The organism is Mesorhizobium sp. P2_E10 (assembly GCF_056404235.1).
Genome location: NZ_JBFUEK010000012.1, coordinates 63,819 through 82,065 on the forward strand (window position 1 = coordinate 63,819; position 18,247 = coordinate 82,065).

General features: G+C 63.3%; 19 protein-coding genes. 6 read left to right on the plus strand and 13 right to left on the minus strand.

Translation table 11 applies throughout. The features are described from left to right. Together AC1D0N_RS25050 and AC1D0N_RS25055 are read left to right on the plus strand one after the other, a co-directional pair. Positions 1-1,089, plus strand: coding sequence for an ABC transporter ATP-binding protein (locus tag AC1D0N_RS25050; RefSeq protein ID WP_477248652.1), 1,089 nt, complete (start codon positions 1-3; stop codon positions 1,087-1,089). Next, on the plus strand, positions 1,086-1,526 hold the full coding sequence (locus AC1D0N_RS25055) for a hypothetical protein (RefSeq protein ID WP_477248653.1): 441 nt from the start codon (positions 1,086-1,088) through the stop codon (positions 1,524-1,526). Before AC1D0N_RS25050 ends, AC1D0N_RS25055 begins: the two co-directional genes overlap by 4 nt. Here AC1D0N_RS25055 and AC1D0N_RS25060 read toward each other — a convergent pair whose 3' ends face one another. After that, entirely contained in the window at positions 1,527-1,856 is a 330-nt protein-coding gene (locus AC1D0N_RS25060; protein WP_477248654.1) for a GFA family protein, read from the minus strand. It lies immediately after the preceding gene. 121 nt (positions 1,857-1,977) lie between these two features. Between AC1D0N_RS25060 and AC1D0N_RS25065 the strand changes: the two genes are divergently transcribed. Beyond that, entirely contained in the window at positions 1,978-3,273 is a 1,296-nt protein-coding gene (locus tag AC1D0N_RS25065; protein ID WP_477248655.1) for an amidase, read from the plus strand. Between the two features lie 8 nt (positions 3,274-3,281). Here the strand turns inward: AC1D0N_RS25065 and AC1D0N_RS25070 are convergent, their stop codons facing one another. From AC1D0N_RS25070 to AC1D0N_RS25090, 5 genes are all read right to left on the minus strand, one after another. Then, positions 3,282-3,668: a hypothetical protein gene (locus AC1D0N_RS25070; protein ID WP_477248656.1), complete on the minus strand. Its 387-nt coding sequence runs from the start codon at positions 3,666-3,668 to the stop codon at positions 3,282-3,284. A 42-nt stretch (positions 3,669-3,710) separates the two neighbouring features. Further along, a complete protein-coding gene (locus AC1D0N_RS25075) occupies positions 3,711-4,691 on the minus strand; it encodes an NAD(P)-dependent oxidoreductase (RefSeq protein ID WP_477248657.1) in 981 nt (326 codons plus the stop codon). Positions 4,692-4,779: 88 nt separating this feature from the next. Continuing rightward, complete coding sequence (locus AC1D0N_RS25080; RefSeq protein WP_477248658.1) at positions 4,780-5,496, minus strand: FadR/GntR family transcriptional regulator; 717 nt, start codon at positions 5,494-5,496, stop codon at positions 4,780-4,782. 2 nt (positions 5,497-5,498) lie between these two features. Further along, positions 5,499-6,668 (minus strand): mandelate racemase/muconate lactonizing enzyme family protein, encoded by a 1,170-nt coding sequence (locus AC1D0N_RS25085; RefSeq protein WP_477248659.1) that lies wholly within the window; start codon positions 6,666-6,668, stop codon positions 5,499-5,501. Positions 6,669-6,726: 58 nt separating this feature from the next. Next, complete coding sequence (locus tag AC1D0N_RS25090) at positions 6,727-7,614, minus strand: sugar phosphate isomerase/epimerase family protein (RefSeq protein WP_477248660.1); 888 nt, start codon at positions 7,612-7,614, stop codon at positions 6,727-6,729. 399 nt (positions 7,615-8,013) lie between these two features. On the opposite strand from AC1D0N_RS25090, the gene AC1D0N_RS25095 reads away from it, so the two are divergent. The 3 genes from AC1D0N_RS25095 (at position 8,014) to AC1D0N_RS25105 (ending at position 11,245) form a co-directional block, all read left to right on the plus strand. Continuing rightward, entirely contained in the window at positions 8,014-9,069 is a 1,056-nt protein-coding gene (locus AC1D0N_RS25095; RefSeq protein WP_477248661.1) for a sugar phosphate isomerase/epimerase family protein, read from the plus strand. A 60-nt stretch (positions 9,070-9,129) separates the two neighbouring features. Continuing rightward, entirely contained in the window at positions 9,130-10,320 is a 1,191-nt protein-coding gene (locus tag AC1D0N_RS25100) for a Gfo/Idh/MocA family protein (protein WP_477248662.1), read from the plus strand. A gap of 73 nt (positions 10,321-10,393) precedes the next feature. After that, entirely contained in the window at positions 10,394-11,245 is an 852-nt protein-coding gene (locus AC1D0N_RS25105) for a sugar phosphate isomerase/epimerase family protein (RefSeq protein ID WP_477248663.1), read from the plus strand. A gap of 141 nt (positions 11,246-11,386) precedes the next feature. On the opposite strand, the gene phnE (AC1D0N_RS25110) is transcribed toward AC1D0N_RS25105, so the two are convergent. The 7 genes from phnE (AC1D0N_RS25110) to phnL form a co-directional block, all read right to left on the minus strand. Beyond that, complete coding sequence (gene phnE, locus AC1D0N_RS25110) at positions 11,387-12,754, minus strand: phosphonate ABC transporter, permease protein PhnE (protein ID WP_477248664.1); 1,368 nt, start codon at positions 12,752-12,754, stop codon at positions 11,387-11,389. Positions 12,755-12,756: 2 nt separating this feature from the next. Then, on the minus strand, positions 12,757-13,713 hold the full coding sequence (gene phnE / locus AC1D0N_RS25115; RefSeq protein WP_477248665.1) for a phosphonate ABC transporter, permease protein PhnE: 957 nt from the start codon (positions 13,711-13,713) through the stop codon (positions 12,757-12,759). 55 nt (positions 13,714-13,768) lie between these two features. Beyond that, positions 13,769-14,677: a phosphonate ABC transporter substrate-binding protein gene (gene phnD / locus AC1D0N_RS25120; protein WP_477248666.1), complete on the minus strand. Its 909-nt coding sequence runs from the start codon at positions 14,675-14,677 to the stop codon at positions 13,769-13,771. Between the two features lie 100 nt (positions 14,678-14,777). Beyond that, the gene (phnC, locus tag AC1D0N_RS25125) at positions 14,778-15,635 is read right to left on the minus strand and encodes a phosphonate ABC transporter ATP-binding protein (protein WP_477248667.1); all 858 of its coding nucleotides are present in this window, start codon (positions 15,633-15,635) and stop codon (positions 14,778-14,780) included. Between the two features lie 138 nt (positions 15,636-15,773). Next, positions 15,774-16,484 (minus strand): DUF1868 domain-containing protein, encoded by a 711-nt coding sequence (locus tag AC1D0N_RS25130; RefSeq protein ID WP_477248668.1) that lies wholly within the window; start codon positions 16,482-16,484, stop codon positions 15,774-15,776. 442 nt (positions 16,485-16,926) lie between these two features. After that, complete coding sequence (locus AC1D0N_RS25135) at positions 16,927-17,541, minus strand: DapH/DapD/GlmU-related protein (protein ID WP_477248669.1); 615 nt, start codon at positions 17,539-17,541, stop codon at positions 16,927-16,929. Then, the gene (gene phnL / locus AC1D0N_RS25140; RefSeq protein ID WP_477248670.1) at positions 17,538-18,245 is read right to left on the minus strand and encodes a phosphonate C-P lyase system protein PhnL; all 708 of its coding nucleotides are present in this window, start codon (positions 18,243-18,245) and stop codon (positions 17,538-17,540) included. The genes AC1D0N_RS25135 and phnL overlap by 4 nt, the downstream gene beginning before the upstream one ends. Between the last annotated feature and the right edge of the window lie 2 nt (positions 18,246-18,247).

Here is an 18,247-nt window from a genome sequence, read left to right on the forward strand (position 1 = left end):
ATGTCAACCATCGAACTCCGCAAAGTCACCAAGCGCTTCGGCTCCTTCACCGCGGTCAAGGACGTTGACCTGTCGGTGGCCGCCGGTGAGGTCGTCTGCCTTCTCGGCCCGTCCGGCTGTGGCAAGACGACGACCTTGCGCGTCATCGCCGGGCTGGAACGCGTCACTGACGGCGAGGTCGTCATCGCCGGCAAGGTGATGAACAACCTGCCGCCCGAAAAGCGCGACATCGCCATGGTGTTCCAGTTCTACGCGCTCTACCCGTCGGCATCGGTCGGCGAGAACATCGCCTTCCCGCTCTATCATGACGGCATTTCCGGGGCTGAGCGGACTGCCCGCGTCAACCGCGTCGCTGCGATCCTCCACTTGGAGCACGTTCTCGACCGGCTGCCGAACCAGATATCCGAGGGCGAAAAGCAGCGCGCCGCCATGGCCCGCGCCATCGTCCGCGACCCCAATTGCTTCCTCTTCGACGAGCCCTTGTCGCGTCTCGATGTCGAACTGCGCCAGACCATGCGTGGCCAGATCAAGGAAGTGCTGCAGGGCCTCTCCAAAGCGACCGTGATCGTGACCCATGACCAGCTCGAAGCGCTCACCATGGCCAACCGCATCGCCATCATGAAGGACGGCCTGATCGAGCAAGTCGGCTCACCGCACGAGGTATTTGCCAAGCCCGCCAATGCTTTCGTGGCGAGCTTCATCGGCACGCCGCAGATGAATCTTCTCGAGGCCGACCTCAAGACCTTCGCCGATGGCATGGCGGACATGACCGTGGCCGGCACTAGTCTGGCGATCCGCACGGACGCGGCGGTCGCGCGCCTGCAGCCCGGCAAGGTGACGATCGGTGTCCGCCCCCGCGCCTTCACCGCGACCGATACGGGGGACCGTGGCACCATCTCCGCCCGGGCCGAGCTCATCGAGCCCATGGGCGCCGAAACCCTTATTCATGCCCGCACGGCGGCAGGCGCCGACATCCGCGTCGTGGTGACGAGAAGCCAGCGAGTCAAGGTCGGCGAGGCGCTGAATCTACGCCCCGATCCCAGGCAAACCCATGTCTTCGATGGCGCCGGAAAGGCGGTGCGGTCATGAGCGACAGTTCTTCCGGCATGAGCCGCGCCGGCGCGTTCTCCCTCGAGGTCTTCATCATTGGCCTCGGCGTCATGGCGCTGGTGCTGATCTTCCAACCCTTTTCCATCGGCCTGTACGCGGTCGGCAGCGGTCTCGTGGTGCTTGCCGGACTCATCAACAACCTGCTGCCGTTGGCCCAGCCGGGCGTCAAGGTGCGCAGTGTGGTGACCGTAGCGCTGGTCGTGGCGCTGGTCTTCTGCATTGTGCTGCTGGTTTCGATCACGGCGGCGCATCTCTACGGCGTCTTCTTCCTCAATCCACCGGACCCCAACACTCTCGCCGGCAAGGCGCAGCTCGCCACGCCGCCTTTCTACAAGCAGGCTTTCGTGTGGGAAATCGCCGCCGCGGCGGTGGTTCTCGCGCTGGTCGTCACCGCTCTCAACAAGACAGCGCGATGATCAGCAGCTGACGCTATCCGGCAGGTCGCGCACGCGCCGGTCCGCGACGGTCGGTTGCGTCGCCCTCTCAACTCTCACGCCGTCATCCTCCGGCTTGACCGGAAGACCCGACGCCGAGATCAAGGACCGCTGCGCCATCGCATGATTGCCGAATGTGTAAGTGCCGAGATCATCGCCCCAGGCCAGGACTGTGAGACTGTCATGCGGGATGGCGCACAGCAGGGCGCCCTTGCGTGAGCAGATCGAGCAATTGCACCGCACGGCGCCGATCAGTTCGACTTTGAACTCCAAGGCGACCTTGCCGCAATGACAGCTGCCTTTGTACAGCATCGGCTTCCTCCTTCCGTCCGGCAGGGGTGTGCAAAACCGCCTGCGCCGGGTTAAGTCTCGGCAAGCCATGAACTGCCGCACCCCGTTATGACGTTCAGGGCGTCAGGAGTCCGACACCGAAATGCAATCTGTCCGTGACCACCTCGAAATGATCCTCGCCCGTGTCGCTGCTCGTGCGGGTGAAGAACGCGTGTTCACCAAGCTCTATGTCGAAGCCGCACGCGTGGCGGCGGATTCCGCCGATGCGCGGCGCAAGGTTGGCGTGACACTTGGACCGCTCGACGGAACAATTGTCTCGATCAAGGATCTGTTCGATGTCGCCGGCGAGCCGACCACGGCCGGCTCGCTGATGCTGCGGAACACCGCGCCCGCTTTGCGCGACGCCACCGTCGTCAGCCGGCTGCGGCAGGCAAGTGCTGTGGTCCTCGGCAAGACCAACATGACCGAATTCGCCTTCACCGCCATCGGCGACAACCTGCACTACGGCACGCCAGGTAATGCCGCTGATACCAGCCGGATTCCGGGCGGGTCGTCATCCGGCGCCGGGGTTTCGGTAGGCGAGGGGACGTGCGAGATTTCCATCGGTTCCGACACTGGCGGTTCCGTGCGCATTCCGGCGTCGCTGAACGGTGTTGTCGGCTTCAAGCCGACAGCGCGGCGGGTGCCGCTCACCGGCGCCTATCCACTGTCCGCCACACTGGACTCGATCGGGCCGCTTGCTCGAACCGTCGCCCAATGCGCTGCTGCGGACGCGGCGATGGCTGGCGAGGCGATGCCGGCACTGCTGCCGTTTTCACTTGCCGGGCTTCGCATCGGCATCCCGCGCGGCGTTTTGTTCGAAGACACGGAACCGGAGGTCGCAGCAGGCTTCGAGCGATGCATTCGCGCGCTGGACCAAAGCGGCGCGCGTGTCGTCGACCTGCCGATCGACGATCTGATTGCCGAGATGCGCACAGCGACCAAACGCGCCTCGATCGCGTCGATGGAGGGCGCGGAGGTTCATGCGAACTGGCTGTCCGTCGGAGCATCGGTGCCGGTGGACCCGCATGTCAGCGGCCCGCTTTCGCGGGCGCTCGCCATTCCTGCCTCGGTCTATATCAGGACCATCCGCCGCCGCGGCGAACTCGCCGCTGCCATGGTCGAACGCCTGGCGTCGATCGATGTGCTTGCCCTGCCGACCGTACCGATCGTCGCGCCCTCGATCGCCACCATGGCCAGTGACGAAGCGCTACGCAACAAGGCCGAAGGCCTGCTGTTGCGCAACACCCAGGTCGCCAACCAGTTCGACCTGTGCGCGATCTCGCTGCCGATGCCTGATATGACGCTGCCGGCGGGGCTGATGCTGGTGGCGCGCAATGGCCATGACCATCATTTGCTGCGCATCGCGGCCGGAGTCGAGCGGCTGCTTGGCCGCTGACCGGCGTTTCAGCGTGACGAGCAGTGCTTGCGTTCGCTGTCTTTGGCGGTGCGTTCGATGCCGGTCACGATCAGTGTCGGCAGGCTGTACTGCTTGCCGTTGAAGCTCTGCGGCCGGTTCTCGATCGTACCCGCGACAACAAGCTTGCCGGCATAGAGCTTGTCGGGGAGGTTGAGTGCCTTGTCCTGCGGCGACAGGCCGTCGATATCGACCCACACACCTTTCACAACCATGCCGGTGGCGAGGTCGAGCGCGCTGGTGGAAGGGCAAGGCGCCACAACGCAACGCAGGCCGTTGTCGCATGGCACATAGCTGTTCTGCCCAGCGGCCCCAGCCTGTGCCGTTGCAATGCAGAAACTGACAGCCATGAGCGTTGATGCGACGATCTTCGACATGGCGCCAAGGTCGCTGGCGAATTCGAGAAAATTGAGGCGCGTTCAGACGCCTGCCGGAAACCGCTTGCGGTAGTGCTCGACCACTTCGGGATTGCGCAGGTTGACCGGCAGTTTGTTGGCCAGCACCAGCAAGGTTTCACCGGCCGCGCCGACGCCCATGCGCATCATCGATTCCTCGGTAATGCCGGCCATATGCGGGGTAATGATGACATTGTCGAAGTCGAAATAGGGATGCCCTGGAGGCAGCGGCTGCGTCGCAAAGACGTCGAGCGCCGCGCCGCCGATGCGGCGCTGTTGCAAGGCCTCGATCAGCGCATCGTCGTCGATCACCGGGCCGCGCGATACATTGATCAGCAGCGCATGCGGTTTCATGCGGGCGATGCGCTCGCGGCTGATCAGGCCGCGCGTCTCGGGCGTCAGCGGGCAGCACAAAACGATGATGTCGCTCTGCTCGACCAGCGCGTCGATCGACAGGAAGCCGACCCTTTCGGGCGCCGGCTGCAGGCTGCGCGTCGTCGCCACTACATTGAGGTCAAAGCCGTGCGCGGCGATATGGCCGACGGCGTGGCCGACTGCGCCAAGGCCGACAATGCCGACGGTCTTGCCGGCGAGTTCGCTGTTGGAATTGGCGTGCTCGCGGCCGGCAAGCCAGCCTTTCGCGCGCAGATCGCGATCGACCACGCGGAAGCGGCGGGAGAGTGCCAGCGCCACGAACATCACGTGCTCGGCGACCGAGCGCGCATTGACCGCCGGCACGTTGGCCACCAGCACGCCGGCGGCGGCCGCCGCCTCCATCGGGATCATGTCGAGCCCGGCGCCGTGGCGGATGGCCGCCCTCAGCTTCGTTGCGCCTTCGAAAAGGGCCGGCGGCAGGTGGGCGCGGACGATGACGATGTCGGCGTCCCTCGCCTCGCCGGCCAGCGTGGCTGCATCGACATTGGAAGCGATGACAAGCTCGCCGGCGCCCACCAGCATGGCAGCGGCGCGCGGATGCAGCGTGTGCGTCGACAGGATCTTGGGCATAGGGCTCCCGTTTGTTTATCAGCAAGTCCCCAGGGACAGCGCTGCGCGCTTCCCCGGGAAAACCGTTTCACACTTTTCCTGGAGTTGCCTAGGCCTTTTCGAGCGCCGGACTTGGCGGGTCTGCCTCACGGCCTTCGATCAGGCCCTTCCAGTAGCTCTCCGCGCCTTGCAGATGCGCGCTCATCAGCGCCTGGGCGAGATTGCCGTCGCGGCGTAGCAGCGCCTCGAAAATCTGGATGTGCTCGGCATGCGAGCGCACTGAGCGCTCGGGATCGTTGAAATAGATCGGCAGGCGCAGCTCACCCATCATGTAGTAGACGCTGCAGACATTGTGGAAGACGCTGTTCTTGGTCGCGCGCACGATCTCGAGGTGAAATTCGCGGTCTTCCTTAGCAAGGCCCTCGCCAGCGGCAATGCGGTCTTCCGAGGCCTTCAGGATTTCGCGCAGCCGCTCGAAATTCTCCTCGGTGGCGCGCGAGCAGGCGAGTTCGGCTGCCTTGATCTCATGGATCTTGCGCAGCTCGACCGTCTCGTAGATCTGGATCGGGTCAAGCGGCAGGCCGGCGCGGGCGAAAAGCGCCATGGCTTCCACGCTGGCCTGCTTGGTGTCGATGTAGATGCCGGATTTGGCGCGGCGCTCGACGATGCGCATGGCTTCGAGAATGGCCAGCGCCTCGCGGATCTGGCCGCGGCTGACGCCGAAGTGCTCCGCCAGTTCGCGCTCCGACGGCGTGCGGCCCGTCTCCTTGTCCGAATGGGAGAAGAGATAGGCGGCGAGTTCGGCGAGAAGGTTCTTTTCTTTCATCGTCAACAGCGTTGCGCGTGCGCCTCCAGGAACCGCTCCGAAATGGTGAACCCCAGTCCCGGCTTTTCGGGGATCGCTATCATACCGTCCTTTGCTTCGACAGTCTCTTCGACAAGATCATGGATCATCGGGTTGGCGCCGAGCGAATATTCGACGGTGAAGCTCGCCGGCGAAGCAGCGCAGACATGCAGTCCGGCAAAGAAGCAAGGGGCGCCGGCCCATAGATGCGGCGCGAAACGCAAATTGAAGGCGCTGGCTATGGTGCCGATCTTCATCGCTTCGCTGATGCCGCCGCAAAAGGCGGGATCCGGCTGGAAGATGTCGGCGGATTTCAGCACCGCGAGATCGCGGAAAGCATAGCGCGTCGCCTCGCTTTCGCCGGTGGCGATCGGGATCGAGCCACAGGCGCGAACCTCGGCCATGCCCGATTTATCGTCGGCTATGACCGGCTCCTCGAACCAGGCGAGGTCGAGGTCGGCGGCGAGATGGATGAAGCGCTTGGCTTCGGCCACCGTATAGGTGCCATGCGCATCGACCATCAGGTCGACATCGGGACCAAGTGCCTGTCTCGCCGCACGCACGCGGGCTGCGGAAATGTGCGGGGCGCCATCCATGGCGCCGATCCGCATCTTCAGCGCCTTGAAGCCGCCCTTGGCAATGTAGGATTTCAGCTGCTCACCGATGGTGTCAGCGGGCGCCCAACCGCCGGACGCATAGGCCTGCATGCGATCGAGCTTACGGCCGCCGAGCAGCCGCCAGACCGGAACCCCGAGCGATTTGCCCAGTATATCCCAGAGTGCGATATCGACGGCGCTGATGGCGGCGACGCTCATGCCACGGCGCGCCAGTTGCGGCATGGCGTGGCCGGCGCGCGCCGCACTGTCGTGGCGCACGCCATTGTAGAGCATCTCCCAGATCACGCCGATGTCGGCGGGGTCGCGGCCGATCAATTGCGGGCCGACCTCGTGGTTCAGCATATGGACGAGCGCGCCATAGCTGCCGGCACTGCCGGCGGCGTTCTTGCCTTCGCCCCAGCCGACCAGCCCGTCGTCCGTCTCGATGCGCAGAATGGCGGCGTCGAAGGTCGCTACCTGACCGAAGTCGCTGCGATGCTGCTTCGCGGCTTCGATCGGTATGCGGACCCACCAGGCCTGGACGTTTCTGATGCGCATGTTCATCCCCGGCCTTGCCGCCGGTCTGGGCGGAAAGGCTCATTTCCAAACGGATCGACTACTTGATCAGCGGCAGCAGCGTTTCTGCGTTGATGCGCATCTGGTCGGTGTAGAATTTTTCCGTGAGCACGCTGGAGCCGTGGTCCTGGATGAACTTGAGCTGCTCGGGCGAGATGTCGACCGGGTTGCGTTCGACCATGTCGGGATAGGGCGCGGCCGGCGTGCGGTCGACGGGCGCGACGAATTCGTTGGTCAGCGCGCCGTCATAGCCAACCTCTTTCAGCGTGGCGACGATCTTCTTCCAGTCGATCTGGCCAAGGCCTGCGGCGAAGCGATTGTTGTCGGCGACGTGGAAGTCGAACAGGCGCTTGCCGACCTGGCGGATGGCTTCATAGACGTTAAATTCTTCCATGTGGATGTGGTAGGCGTCGAGGCAGACACCGCATTCCGGGCTGACGGCATCGGCCAGCGCCAGCGCCTGCGCGCCGCGGTTGAACAGATAGGTCTCGAAGCGATTGAGCGGCTCGACCGCGATCTTGACGCCGACTTTCTTGGCGTGGGTGAAGCATTCGCGGGTGGCGTCGACCACCCACTTCCACTCCTCTTCCTCGGTGCCGTCCGGCACCACCTTGCCGACGGTGGCGGGAACCAGCGTGATGATCTCGCCGTCGAGTTCGCTGACCATGGTCAGCACGTCCTTGACGTACTGCACCGAGCGCTCGCGCTGGCCCTGGTTCTTGGCGGCGAGATTACGCTCGCCCAGCATCAGCGTCACAGCACCCCAGCAGCGGATGCCGTGCTCCTTCAACAGCGCGCGCGTCTCCTTGGTCTTGTATTGCTCGGGTTCGCCGGAAATCTCGATCGACTCGTAGCCGAATTTCTTGATCCGCTTGAGCGTCGTTTCCAATGGCTCCGCCCGCATCCAGTTGTGCGTCGAAAGATGCATGGTCTGTCCTTCCCAGATTCGCCTGTACCAGTTCGCCCGCGACGCATCCCACCGGAGCGTGCGGCCAGTTTCCTCCCCAAGGCGCTCCAGTATTTTTCTCAAACTGGTTCGACCAATTGGGCCTGAAGGGAGGTCTACAGCAATTTCCCGCGGACGGCAAGAAGCGCAATCGCACCCTCTCGACCGTGATCTACCATATTGATTATATTGAAATATGTGAGCCAATGCCGCGTGCGCAACTGGCGGTGATCATGCATCAAACAGCTTGACCAGAATTTGGCATTTGGTAATACCAGAATGGCAATGCACAGCCGCATGATGCGAAAAGACCAAAGAGGCTGGCCCTGCCTTCATCAGGCGCTATGCTTGGTCCCTGGAAAATGATTTTGGAGGATGCCGATGCCGACGACAATGAAGGGCCCTGGGCTGTTTCTGGCGCAGTTCGCGGGCGACGCCGCGCCGTTCAATTCGCTGGCCTCGATCACCAAATGGGCAGCGGGGCTCGGCTACAAGGGTGTGCAGATCCCGACCTGGGACGCGCGCCTGTTCGACCTCAAGAAAGCAGCCACTTCCAAGGCCTATTGCGACGAGGTGAAGGGCATCTGCGCTGACGCCGGCGTCGAGATCACCGAACTGTCGACGCATCTGCAGGGGCAGTTGGTGGCGGTGCATCCGGCCTATGACGCGCAGATGGATGGCTTCGCGCCGGCCTCGGTGCACAACAATCCGAAGGCACGGCAGAAATGGGCGGTCGAGCAGATGAAGTTCGGCGCCAAGGCATCGCGCAATCTCGGACTGAATGCTTCGGTGTCGTTCACCGGCTCGCTGGCTTTCCCTTACCTCTATCCCTTCCCGCAGCGGCCCGCCGGACTGATCGAGGAGGCCTTTGGCGAGCTCGGCAAACGCTGGAAGCCGATCCTCGATGTCTATGAGGATAATGGCGTTGATGTCGGCTACGAGATTCACCCCTGTGAGGACGTGTTCGACGGCGCCACCTTCGAGATGTTCCTCGACGCGGTCGGCGGTCACAAACGCTGCAACATCAACTACGACCCGTCGCACTTCCTCTTGCAGCAGCTCGACTATCTCGAATTCATCGACATCTATCACGAGCGTATCAAGGCGTTCCACGTCAAGGACGCCGAGTTCAATCCGACGGGGCGACAAGGCGTCTATTCCGGCTATCAGAGCTGGACCAACCGGGCCGGACGCTTCCGTTCGCTCGGCGACGGGCAAGTGGATTTCGGCGGCATCTTCTCCAAGCTGACGCAGTACAATTATGATTCCTGGGCAGTGCTGGAATGGGAGTGCTGCCTGAAGCATCCTGAAGACGGTGCGGCCGAAGGGGCGCCTTTCATCCAGCATCACATCATCCGCGTGACGGAAAGGGCATTCGATGATTTTGCCGGCGGCACCACGGACAAGAAGCTGCTGCGCGCCATGATGGGGATCTGACCGGCTTCGCCGGCAGCAGCAAACGCCAAAAGCAGAACGCACGAGACGAGGGAGACAAACATGGTCGGCGCATCGAAATCGGAAACGGGAGGCGGCGGCCCGATCCGCTACGGCATGGTCGGCGGCGGGCAAGGGGCCTTCATCGGCGCTGTGCACCGGATCGCGGCGCGCATGGACAATGACTTCGTGCTGGTCGCCGGCGCGCTGTCGGCGAACCCGGAGCGCGCCAAGGCCTCGGCCGCCGAACTCGGGCTCGATCCCGCTCGCAGCTATGGCTCCTACGCCGAGATGGCCAAGGCCGAGGCCAAGCGTCCCGATGGCATCGAGGCGGTGGCCATCGTCACCCCAAACAACGTGCATGTGCCGGCGGCCAAGGCGTTTCTCGAAGCCGGCATTCACGTCATCTGCGACAAGCCATTGGCAACGACCCTTGCCGAAGCGAAGAAGCTTGCGGCTGTGGTCGAAAAGACCGGCAAGGTGTTCGTGCTGACGCACAACTACACCGCCTATCCGATGATCCGCCAGGCGCGCGAGATGGTGGCCAAGGGCGTGCTCGGCGACATCCGTATCGTGCAGTCGGAATATCCGCAGGACTGGCTGACCGAGGATCTTGCAGCCACCGGCCAGAAGCAGGCTGCCTGGCGCTCCGACCCGAAACAGGCCGGCGCCGGCGGTGCGCTCGGCGACATCGGCACGCACGCCTACAATCTGGCGCGCTTCGTCTCCGGGCTGGAGCTCGATTCGCTGTCGGCCGATCTCGACGCCTTCGTGCCGGGGCGGCAGCTCGACGACAACGTCAACGCGCTGCTGCGCTTCAAGCCGGTCGGCAAGGCGCACCCGGCCAAGGGCATGATCTGGGCCAGCCAGGTGGCGCCCGGTCATGAGAACGGGCTGAAACTGCGCATCTACGGCTCCAAGGGCGGGCTGGAATGGGTGCAGGCCGATCCGAACTATCTCTGGTACACGCCATTCGGCCAGCCGAAGCAGTTGCTCACCCGAAACGGCGCCGGGGCGCTGCCGGTGGCCGGGCGCGTCAGCCGCGTGCCGTCAGGCCATCCTGAAGGCTATCTCGAAGGCTTTGCCAACATCTACCAGGAGGCGGCCCGCGCCATCCGCGCGGCACGCAAGAAGGGCGGCAAGCCGGGCAAGGATGTCGTCTTCCCGACCATCCAGGACGGCGTTGAAGGCATGGCCTTCATCGAAGCCTGCGTGAAGTCGTCGAAGAAGAATGGGGCGTGGACCAAACTCTAAACGCGCGGCTGAAAGGGACATGGCGCAACCGGCGGGAACAGCCGGCGCGCCGTCACATGGGGAGGGGGCGTCGATGAAAATCGGCATGTGCATGTTCTTGTGGACGACGGCGGTGTCGAAGAAGCACGAGCCGTTGCTCAGGGACATCAAGGCGACCGGCTTTGACGGCGTCGAGATACCGGTTTTCTCAGGCACGCCGGACGACTACAAGAAGCTCGGCGACCTGCTCGACCGCATCGGGCTGCAACGCACCGCCGTGTCAGCCATGGGCGATCCGGCGATGAACCTGATCTCGGCGGATGCGGCGACCCGCAAGGCCGGCATCACGTACATGAAATGGGCGATCGACTGCGCCCAGGCGCTCGGCGCCAGCAAGCTGAGCGGCCCGCTGCATTCGACGCTCGGCGCCTTTTCCGGCAGCGGGCCGACGGCGGCCGAGAAGAAGCGCTCGGTCGCCTCGCAACGCGCCATCGCCGACCACGCCGGCAAGAAGAACGTCACCATCGGGCTGGAGGCGCTCAACCGCTTCGAGTGCTATCTGCTCAACACGTTGGCTGATCTGTCGGAGCACATCGACGCCATCGACCGGCCGCACATCAAGGCGATGTACGATACGTTCCACGCCAACATCGAGGAGGCCGACCCGATCGGCGCCTATGCGAAGCACCGCAAGAATGTCGTGCATATTCACATATCGGAAAATGATCGCGGCGTGCCGGGACGCGGCAACATTCCGTGGAACGAAACGTTCTCGGCCATCCGCAAGAGTGGCTATGACGACTGGCTGACGATCGAGGCGTTCGGACGGTCGCTCAAGGATTTGGCGGCGGCGACCAAGGTGTGGCGCGATTTTGCTGAGACGCCGGAGGCGGTTTATCGGGAGGGGTACAAGCATATCAGGGATGGGTGGAAGAGGGCGGCTTAGGCGCCCTGCGCCTGGTTCATTTTCTTTTTGCGTTCGCAACGGTTGCCAGGCGGTTCCCCACTCCGTCGAGCGAAGCTCGACGGAGTGGGGGTCGACCCTTAGGCGCCGGCGAGACGATGCCTGCGCTTCTGCGTCACAAGGCTACCCCTGCTCAGCCTGGATCCTGTTGTAGTCATGGATCGTCCGGCTCAACCTCCGGCGCAGGAAATTCGAAATGTTGTCGAAGACGAAGACGACGAGCAGGATCAGCAGCACCATGTAGAAGACGTTGGCCCAGTTGGAATTGGTGCGCATCGCTTCCCAGAGTTTCAGGCCGATGCCACCGGCGCCAACGGCGCCGATGATCGTGGCGCCCCTGGTGTTGGATTCCCACTGGTAGAGCGTCTGGCTGATGAAGACGGGGATCACTTCCGGCAGCACCCCGTAGCGTTGCACCAAAAGACCGTTGGCGCCGGTCGACTGGATGCCCTCGCGCGGCTTGTCGTCGATGTTTTCGAGCGCCTCCGAATAGGTTTTTCCCAACGTGCCGATCTCGGTGAAGAAGATCGCGGCACTGCCGGCCAACGGGCCGGGGCCGAAGGCACGGGTGAAGAACAGCGCCCAGATCAGCATGTCGACCGAGCGCATGAAGTCGAAGAAGCGCTTGAGCCCCTGGCTGAGCAGTCCGCTCGGCGTGATGTTGCGGGCGGCGAAGAAGGCGAGCGGGAAGGCGACGATGCCGCCCAGAAGCGTGCCGAGAAACGCCATGACTATGGTCTGAAACAGCTTTGTCCAGACGTCGCCATGCTGCCACTGGGCATTGTTCCAGATGTTGTCGCCGGCCAGTGCAAGGTTCGAGGTGCCCGGCTTGAGTTCTGGCCCGGACCAGATCAGCGAGATCACTTCACCGGCCGATTTGCCGAAGAAGGGCGAGCGGGTGTCGAATACGAAGTTCGCCCAGCCAAGGAAGCGTTTGCGAACCTTGACGCGATCGACGGTCACGCGCACCTCGCCGGCAAAGCCCATCTTGGCGACGACCTCGTCGTAATGCGCGGTGATCCAGTCGGGCACCTCGCCAGAAATCACCGGCTTGCCGCCAGTCAGCGACACCGGGACCGTCTGGCCATTGGCAACAATCGTGGCTTGGGTCTTGTCGAAGGTGACGGATTTCGCCGCGCCGTCGATCAGGACGGTGAAGGAGCCATCCGCGTTGGTGACCACCCAGTCCGGCTTGGGATTCTCGCCAAGGGCGGAGAAGCGCGGGTACTTTGGCGTGATCTGAGGCTGGTCGAGACGGAATTCAGGCTGCAGATCATAGCTGATCCACTGCGTCAGGAAGAGCGGCAGGCGCTCCCAGTGCGATTCCTTCAGCACTTGCGGCAGGCTGAAGAACCACAAGGCATAGACGAGATAGAGCAGGATGCCGGCGAACAGAAACAGCGGGCCGAAGCGCTTGTACAAGGGCCGTTGGAACACTTGCGGGAAGCGTTGCTCGATCGACAGCATCTCGTCGGCGGTCATCGTGGCCATGGTTAGGCCCCCATCATGAAGGCCTGCTCGCCGACCAGCTTGCGGCGCAGCCAGGCGGAGAACTGATCGACGATGAAGATGGTAGTGAACAGCAGCAGCACCAGCGCCAGCGTCTTGGCGCCGAAGCCGCGCGAGATCGAGAGCTTCAACTCCTCGCCGATGCCGCCGCCGCCGACGGCGCCGATGATGGTCGAGATGCGCACGTTGATCTCGATCCGAAGCAGCGTATAGGACATGAAATTGGGCAGCACCTGCGGCAACGCGGCGAAACGCACGCGCTCGAACCAGTTGGCGCCGACCGCCCTCAGGCCCTCCTCGGCGCGCATGTCGACGTTCTCATTGATCTCGTAGAACAGCTTGCCGAGCGCGCCGATCGAATGCAGGCCGATGGCGATGATGGCGGCGACCGGGCCGACCGAGACGATGGCCGCGAACAGGCCTGCGATGACAATCTCCGGGAAGGCGCGCAGCAATTCCATGAAGCGCTTGACGACGAGCCTGAGCGCCGGGCTCGGCGTCAGATTGCGCGCCGCGATGAAGGAGAACGGCACTGCAAAGATGAAGCCGATGAAGGTCGCGACCAATGCCGTGTTGACCGTGGTCAGCATCAGCTCGAAATATTCGGGGATGTAGAAGCCGCCCCAGACATAGACGCGTCCGAGCGGAAAATTGAATTCCTGGGTGCCGGTATCATGCGGCGAGGCGACGTCGAACAGCGCCCGCCAGACATCGTACCAGTCCTTGGGGATGAGCCAGCTGAGGAAGTCCAGTATGTGCGGCAGCCGGTCGAAGAAGTGGCCGGCATTGGCCTCGTCGGCGAACCACATGGTGCCGAGCATGGCGACCAGCAGCAGGCCGATGCCGATGGCGGTGTAAAGCCGGCGCAAGGACGTCTGGCGCCGCCATGCGTCAGCGGTCCGGCGGGTCGCGTCTGAATGGATTGTTGCTGAGATGGTCATGACCGGAACATGCAAAAAGGGCGGCGCTGGATGCGCCGCCCTTCCTGAATTGCCGTCAACCGCCGATCGCGGCTTTGCGGGCTTCGACGATGACGTTGTAGAAGTCCGGCTTCACCGGCACGTAGCCGGTGAAATCGCCGCCTTCGACGCCTTCGAAGCAAGCCTTGTCCTTCTTCGGCAGATCGGTGAAGAAGTTGGCGAGTTTGGTGGTCATCTCAGTGCCGAGCTCGGTGCGAACGACCAGCGGGCCGTTCGGGATCAGGCCGGAACGCCAGACTTCGACGAAGTCGTTGGGGTCGACGGCGCCCTTGGCGACTTCCTTGTGGAAGGTGCCGGAGGTGTAGCCGTTCTTGAAGTCGCCGATGCCCGAGGAATCGTCCACCGCCACGTCGACCTTGCCGTCGCGGACGGCGAGGATGTTGTTCTCATGGCCGCCATTGAACTGCGTGGAGGCGAAGAAGGCTTCGTTCGAGGCGCCGGTGTCCTTCGGGATCTGGGTCAGTGGGATCAGGTAGCCCGAGGTCGAGTCCGGATCGGCGTAGCCGAGCTTCTTGCCCTTGGCCGACTTGATGTCGGTGATGCCGGACGTCTTGAGCGCCAGGCCGATCGAATAATAGCCGGTGGCGCCGTCGGTCTGCTGGGTGGTGAGGATGGGGGTGACCGCCTTCGGGTCCTTGAGAGCGATACTGGCGTAGCCGGAAGCACCAAGCTCGGCGAAATCGAGCGTGCCGCCAAGCAAGCCCTGGATGACGCCATCATAGTCGGCGGCCGGGAACAGCGACACTTTTTCGAAGCCGAATTCGGTCTTCAGATGATCGGCGAGGCACTGGTAGTTTCGCAACCGGTCGGTTTCGTTCTCGCCGCCAAGGATGCCGACGCGGAATTCCTTGATATCGGCGGCGTGGGCGGCGCTGGCCGCGATGGCAAACAACGAAACGGCGCCAAAAACCATCTTCCTGAACATTTGATGTCTCTCCTGTTGATCCCGGCGTCGCGCCGGATGCGTTCGAATTTTGACAGGTGCCTTTGACGCAGGCTGGCGATCCCGGTCGCTCTTTGTTGGATTAGTAGCCAGAAAAGGCTGGCTCGAGCGGTCCGGCGGATGCGGCGATTTTTTGCTTGATGATGACGCTGGTCGAGGTGATGGCCTCGGAGATTTCGCCGCCATTGCTGTCGGCGCCGTAGACCACGCGCACCGCCTCGCGGTTGAGGTCCTCCGGCGGACCGTCGAACACGACCTTGCCAGCGGCCATGCCGATGATGCGGTTGCAATAGCTGCGCGCCGTATCCAGCGTGTGCAGATTGGTGATGACGGTGATGCCTTCGCGCAGATTGATGTCCTGCAGCGAATCCATCACCACCTTGGCGTTGAGCGGATCGAGCGAGGCGATCGGTTCGTCGGCGAGGATCACCTTCGGCTGCTGCATCATGGCGCGGGCGATGGCGACGCGCTGCTGCTGGCCACCGGAAAGCGTGCCGGCCGGCTGCAGCGCGGTGCGGGCGATGTCGAGGCGTTCAAGGGCGGCGACGGCCTCGGCGCACTCGGCGCGGGAGAACATGCCGAAAAGGTTGGTCATGGTCGAGCGGTGATTGAGCTTGCCGAGCAGCACGTTCGTCAGCACATCGAGGCGCGGCACCAGGTTGAACTGCTGGAAAATCATGGCGCAGTCGCGCTGCCAGCGCCGCAGCGGCGAACCGCGCAGGCTGGAAACCTCGGCGCCGTCAAAAAAAATCGACCCCTGGCTGGGGTCGATGAGACGGTTGATCATGCGAAGAAGGGTCGATTTGCCGGCGCCCGAACGACCGATAATGCCGACCATCTGACCCGGCGGGATCGACAGGGCGACCGCGCTGACGGCGGTGTTCTTGCCAAATCGGCGGGTAACGCCGCGGATTTCAAGCGTGGCTGAGCTTGCTGACATGGGGGGCACGTTCCAGTCCAGTCGCAGTTGAAGGTCTGTTAACCCTCGCTAGCGCAGCGCCGTGAACCTGCGGTGTCGGATTGATGTCAGTTTTGTTACCGCCCACAGACGTGGCGTCAGGCGATCGATCCGCAGCGGTCAGCCCAGGATCAGCAGCTCCTCGAAATGCCTCATGTCGCTGAAGCTGCAGAATGCCGGCGGCCTGAGCTCGATCACCGGCGCCTGCCTGGTGAAGAGCGAGAGGCAGTCATCGAACAGGTCCTGCCATGCGGCCGCCCTGTCGTCGGCGAGGCGGCGGATCTGGTAGGCGAAGGTGATGTGGAAGACGTAAGCGTCGTGATCGGGGTGGCGGTAACCGAACGGCACCGACAGCGCATCGCGCCAGGCGCGCATGATGGCCTTGTCTTCGTCCGTTGCGCCGGCAACGGTCAGGCCGGTCGGCACGACCTCAACGACCTTGACCTTGAACGCGCCCTTTCCGTCGAACCCATTCAGGCGCTCCAGGCAAAGGCGGGTCATGTCGTCGATGCTGGTGTCGAGGGGCACATCCTGCGGCCAGTAGGGAAGCCGGCGGCGATGTTCGATGATGCCCTGGAACAGCGTCATGTGCAGGCTGGAGACAGGGGTGAAGGCCAGCCGGTCGGCGTCCGGCATCGCGCGCATCTTGCTGCGCACGGCAAGTACGACAGCCTCGGACGGCGATCCGCTGATCAGATGGCTGACGACGGTGTTGCCAGGCTCGGTCAGGAAATTGCCCGACGTGTCGTAGCGCGTGCCAAGATGCGCCGGGACGGTCGGATTGGAGCCGGCAAAGAATCCGGCAAGCGAGGGTCTGATGGTGTCGAGCATAGCGATCTCCTTGGGGGAGATGGCCTCCTGTCTGAGTCCTGTGTCAGGGGTGTGAAGGCCGGATCGATCACCTGACAGACGGATCGTCCAATCTGTTAGCAGTTGAAGCAGCCCATGTTACTAGCGACAAACAATACGAAGAGGATTACGAGCCCAGCCGCTAATAGAGCCAATCCAAAGAGCGTCGCCACGATCACCGCACCGGGACCAGCTTCTCTCCGCCGGTAGATACCGCGCACCACGATCAAAAGCCCAAGCGCGACCAGCGTAATTCCGATGCAGAGAACCACTAACAAAAATTGCTGACCGTTGCCCATAGGCTATGACTAGTCGGCATCTATTGCTGGGACATTAAGCCCTTTCGAAAATATTCGTGTTGTTACACGCGCTATCTTTCAATGGTAATTTGTTGAAGCACGAAACGGCCGTGAATGTCGCTTGATCAGCTATACTTCTCCAGGAAAGCCTCAGCCTCAAGCGAGCGAAAATCGTCGAGGGCGGCGCGCAGCCTTGCATGGTCCCAGTCCCACCAGGCGAGCGCCTGGTAGCGTTCGGCGGTGCGGCGATCGAAGCGTTCGCGGATCGGTTTTGCCGGCACGCCGCCGACGATGGTGTAGGGGGCGACATCCCTCGACACCACCGCACCGGCGCCGACCGCCGCGCCATCGCCAACGGTGACGCCGGGCAGGATGGTCGAGCCGTGACCGAGCCAGGTGTCGTGGCCGATGGTGACGCGCTTGGCACGCCGCTGGGCGAAGAATTCGCTCTCATGCTCAGCGTCGTCCCAATAGTCGGAGGCGCGGTAGGTGAAGTGATGCAGCGTCGGCCGCCAGGTCGGATGGTTGGTGGCGTTGATGCGCACGCTGGCCGCGATATTGGAGAATTTGCCGATTGTCGTGCACCAGACGGCGCAGTCCTGCATCATGTAGGAATAGTCGCCAAGGATGCTTTCCGAAACCCGGCTGCGGTCGGCGATCTCGGTCCAGCGGCCGAGGGTCGAATTCTCGACTTGCGCCGTCGCGTGGACCAGCGGCGCTTCCGACAATTTCCTAGTCATGCGGCGATTTTTCCGGCAGCGAAACTGGTCACGTCGATGATGCGGTCGGCCACCGCTTCGCGCACGTCGTGGTCATGGAAAATGCCGAGCAGAGCGACGCCCGCCGCCTTCTTGGCGGCGATGAGTTCGATCACGACGTCGCGGTTCCTGGCGTCGAGCGAAGCGGTCGGCTCATCGAGCAGCAGGATCGGATGTTCGGTGATGAAGCCGCGCGCGATGTTGACGCGCTGCTGCTCTCCGCCGGAAAACGTCGCCGGCGGCAGTGCCCAGAGTTTTTCGGGCAGGTTGAGCTGCGCCAGCAGCGCGCGTGCCTTGCCTCTCGCTGCCTCGCGCTCCTCGCCGTGCTCAACCAGCGGTTCGGCGACGACATCGAGGGCGGAGACGCGCGGCACGGTGCGCAGGAACTGGCTGACATAGCCGATCGTTTGCCGGCGCACCGCAAGCACGGTGCGCGGGCTGGCGGTGGCGAGATCGATGAGTCCGGCATCGTGCTGGACGATGATCTGGCCCTCGTCGACGGCATAGTTGCCGTAGAGCATTTTCAGGATCGAGCTCTTGCCGGCGCCGGAGGGGCCGCCGAGCACGGCGCATTCGCCGGCCCGGATCGAAAACGAGACGCCGGCGACGACAGGCAGTTTGATGCCGTCGCGCAGATGCATGGTGAAGCTTTTTGCGACATCGGAGACAACGAGAGGGGTCGGCATCG

Coding starts and splice junctions, on each gene's coding strand:
- AC1D0N_RS25050 (WP_477248652.1), top strand. CDS start 1: ATGTCAACCATCGAACTCCGCAAAGTCACCAAGCGCTTCGGCTCCTTC.
- AC1D0N_RS25055 (WP_477248653.1), top strand. CDS start 1,086: ATGAGCGACAGTTCTTCCGGCATGAGCCGCGCCGGCGCGTTCTCCCTC.
- AC1D0N_RS25060 (WP_477248654.1), bottom strand. CDS start 1,856: ATGCTGTACAAAGGCAGCTGTCATTGCGGCAAGGTCGCCTTGGAGTTC.
- AC1D0N_RS25065 (WP_477248655.1), top strand. CDS start 1,978: ATGCAATCTGTCCGTGACCACCTCGAAATGATCCTCGCCCGTGTCGCT.
- AC1D0N_RS25070 (WP_477248656.1), bottom strand. CDS start 3,668: ATGTCGAAGATCGTCGCATCAACGCTCATGGCTGTCAGTTTCTGCATT.
- AC1D0N_RS25075 (WP_477248657.1), bottom strand. CDS start 4,691: ATGCCCAAGATCCTGTCGACGCACACGCTGCATCCGCGCGCCGCTGCC.
- AC1D0N_RS25080 (WP_477248658.1), bottom strand. CDS start 5,496: ATGAAAGAAAAGAACCTTCTCGCCGAACTCGCCGCCTATCTCTTCTCC.
- AC1D0N_RS25085 (WP_477248659.1), bottom strand. CDS start 6,668: ATGCGCATCAGAAACGTCCAGGCCTGGTGGGTCCGCATACCGATCGAA.
- AC1D0N_RS25090 (WP_477248660.1), bottom strand. CDS start 7,614: ATGCATCTTTCGACGCACAACTGGATGCGGGCGGAGCCATTGGAAACG.
- AC1D0N_RS25095 (WP_477248661.1), top strand. CDS start 8,014: ATGCCGACGACAATGAAGGGCCCTGGGCTGTTTCTGGCGCAGTTCGCG.
- AC1D0N_RS25100 (WP_477248662.1), top strand. CDS start 9,130: ATGGTCGGCGCATCGAAATCGGAAACGGGAGGCGGCGGCCCGATCCGC.
- AC1D0N_RS25105 (WP_477248663.1), top strand. CDS start 10,394: ATGAAAATCGGCATGTGCATGTTCTTGTGGACGACGGCGGTGTCGAAG.
- phnE (WP_477248664.1), bottom strand. CDS start 12,754: ATGGCCACGATGACCGCCGACGAGATGCTGTCGATCGAGCAACGCTTC.
- phnE (WP_477248665.1), bottom strand. CDS start 13,713: ATGACCATCTCAGCAACAATCCATTCAGACGCGACCCGCCGGACCGCT.
- phnD (WP_477248666.1), bottom strand. CDS start 14,677: ATGTTCAGGAAGATGGTTTTTGGCGCCGTTTCGTTGTTTGCCATCGCG.
- phnC (WP_477248667.1), bottom strand. CDS start 15,635: ATGTCAGCAAGCTCAGCCACGCTTGAAATCCGCGGCGTTACCCGCCGA.
- AC1D0N_RS25130 (WP_477248668.1), bottom strand. CDS start 16,484: ATGCTCGACACCATCAGACCCTCGCTTGCCGGATTCTTTGCCGGCTCC.
- AC1D0N_RS25135 (WP_477248669.1), bottom strand. CDS start 17,541: ATGACTAGGAAATTGTCGGAAGCGCCGCTGGTCCACGCGACGGCGCAA.
- phnL (WP_477248670.1), bottom strand. CDS start 18,245: ATGCCGACCCCTCTCGTTGTCTCCGATGTCGCAAAAAGCTTCACCATG.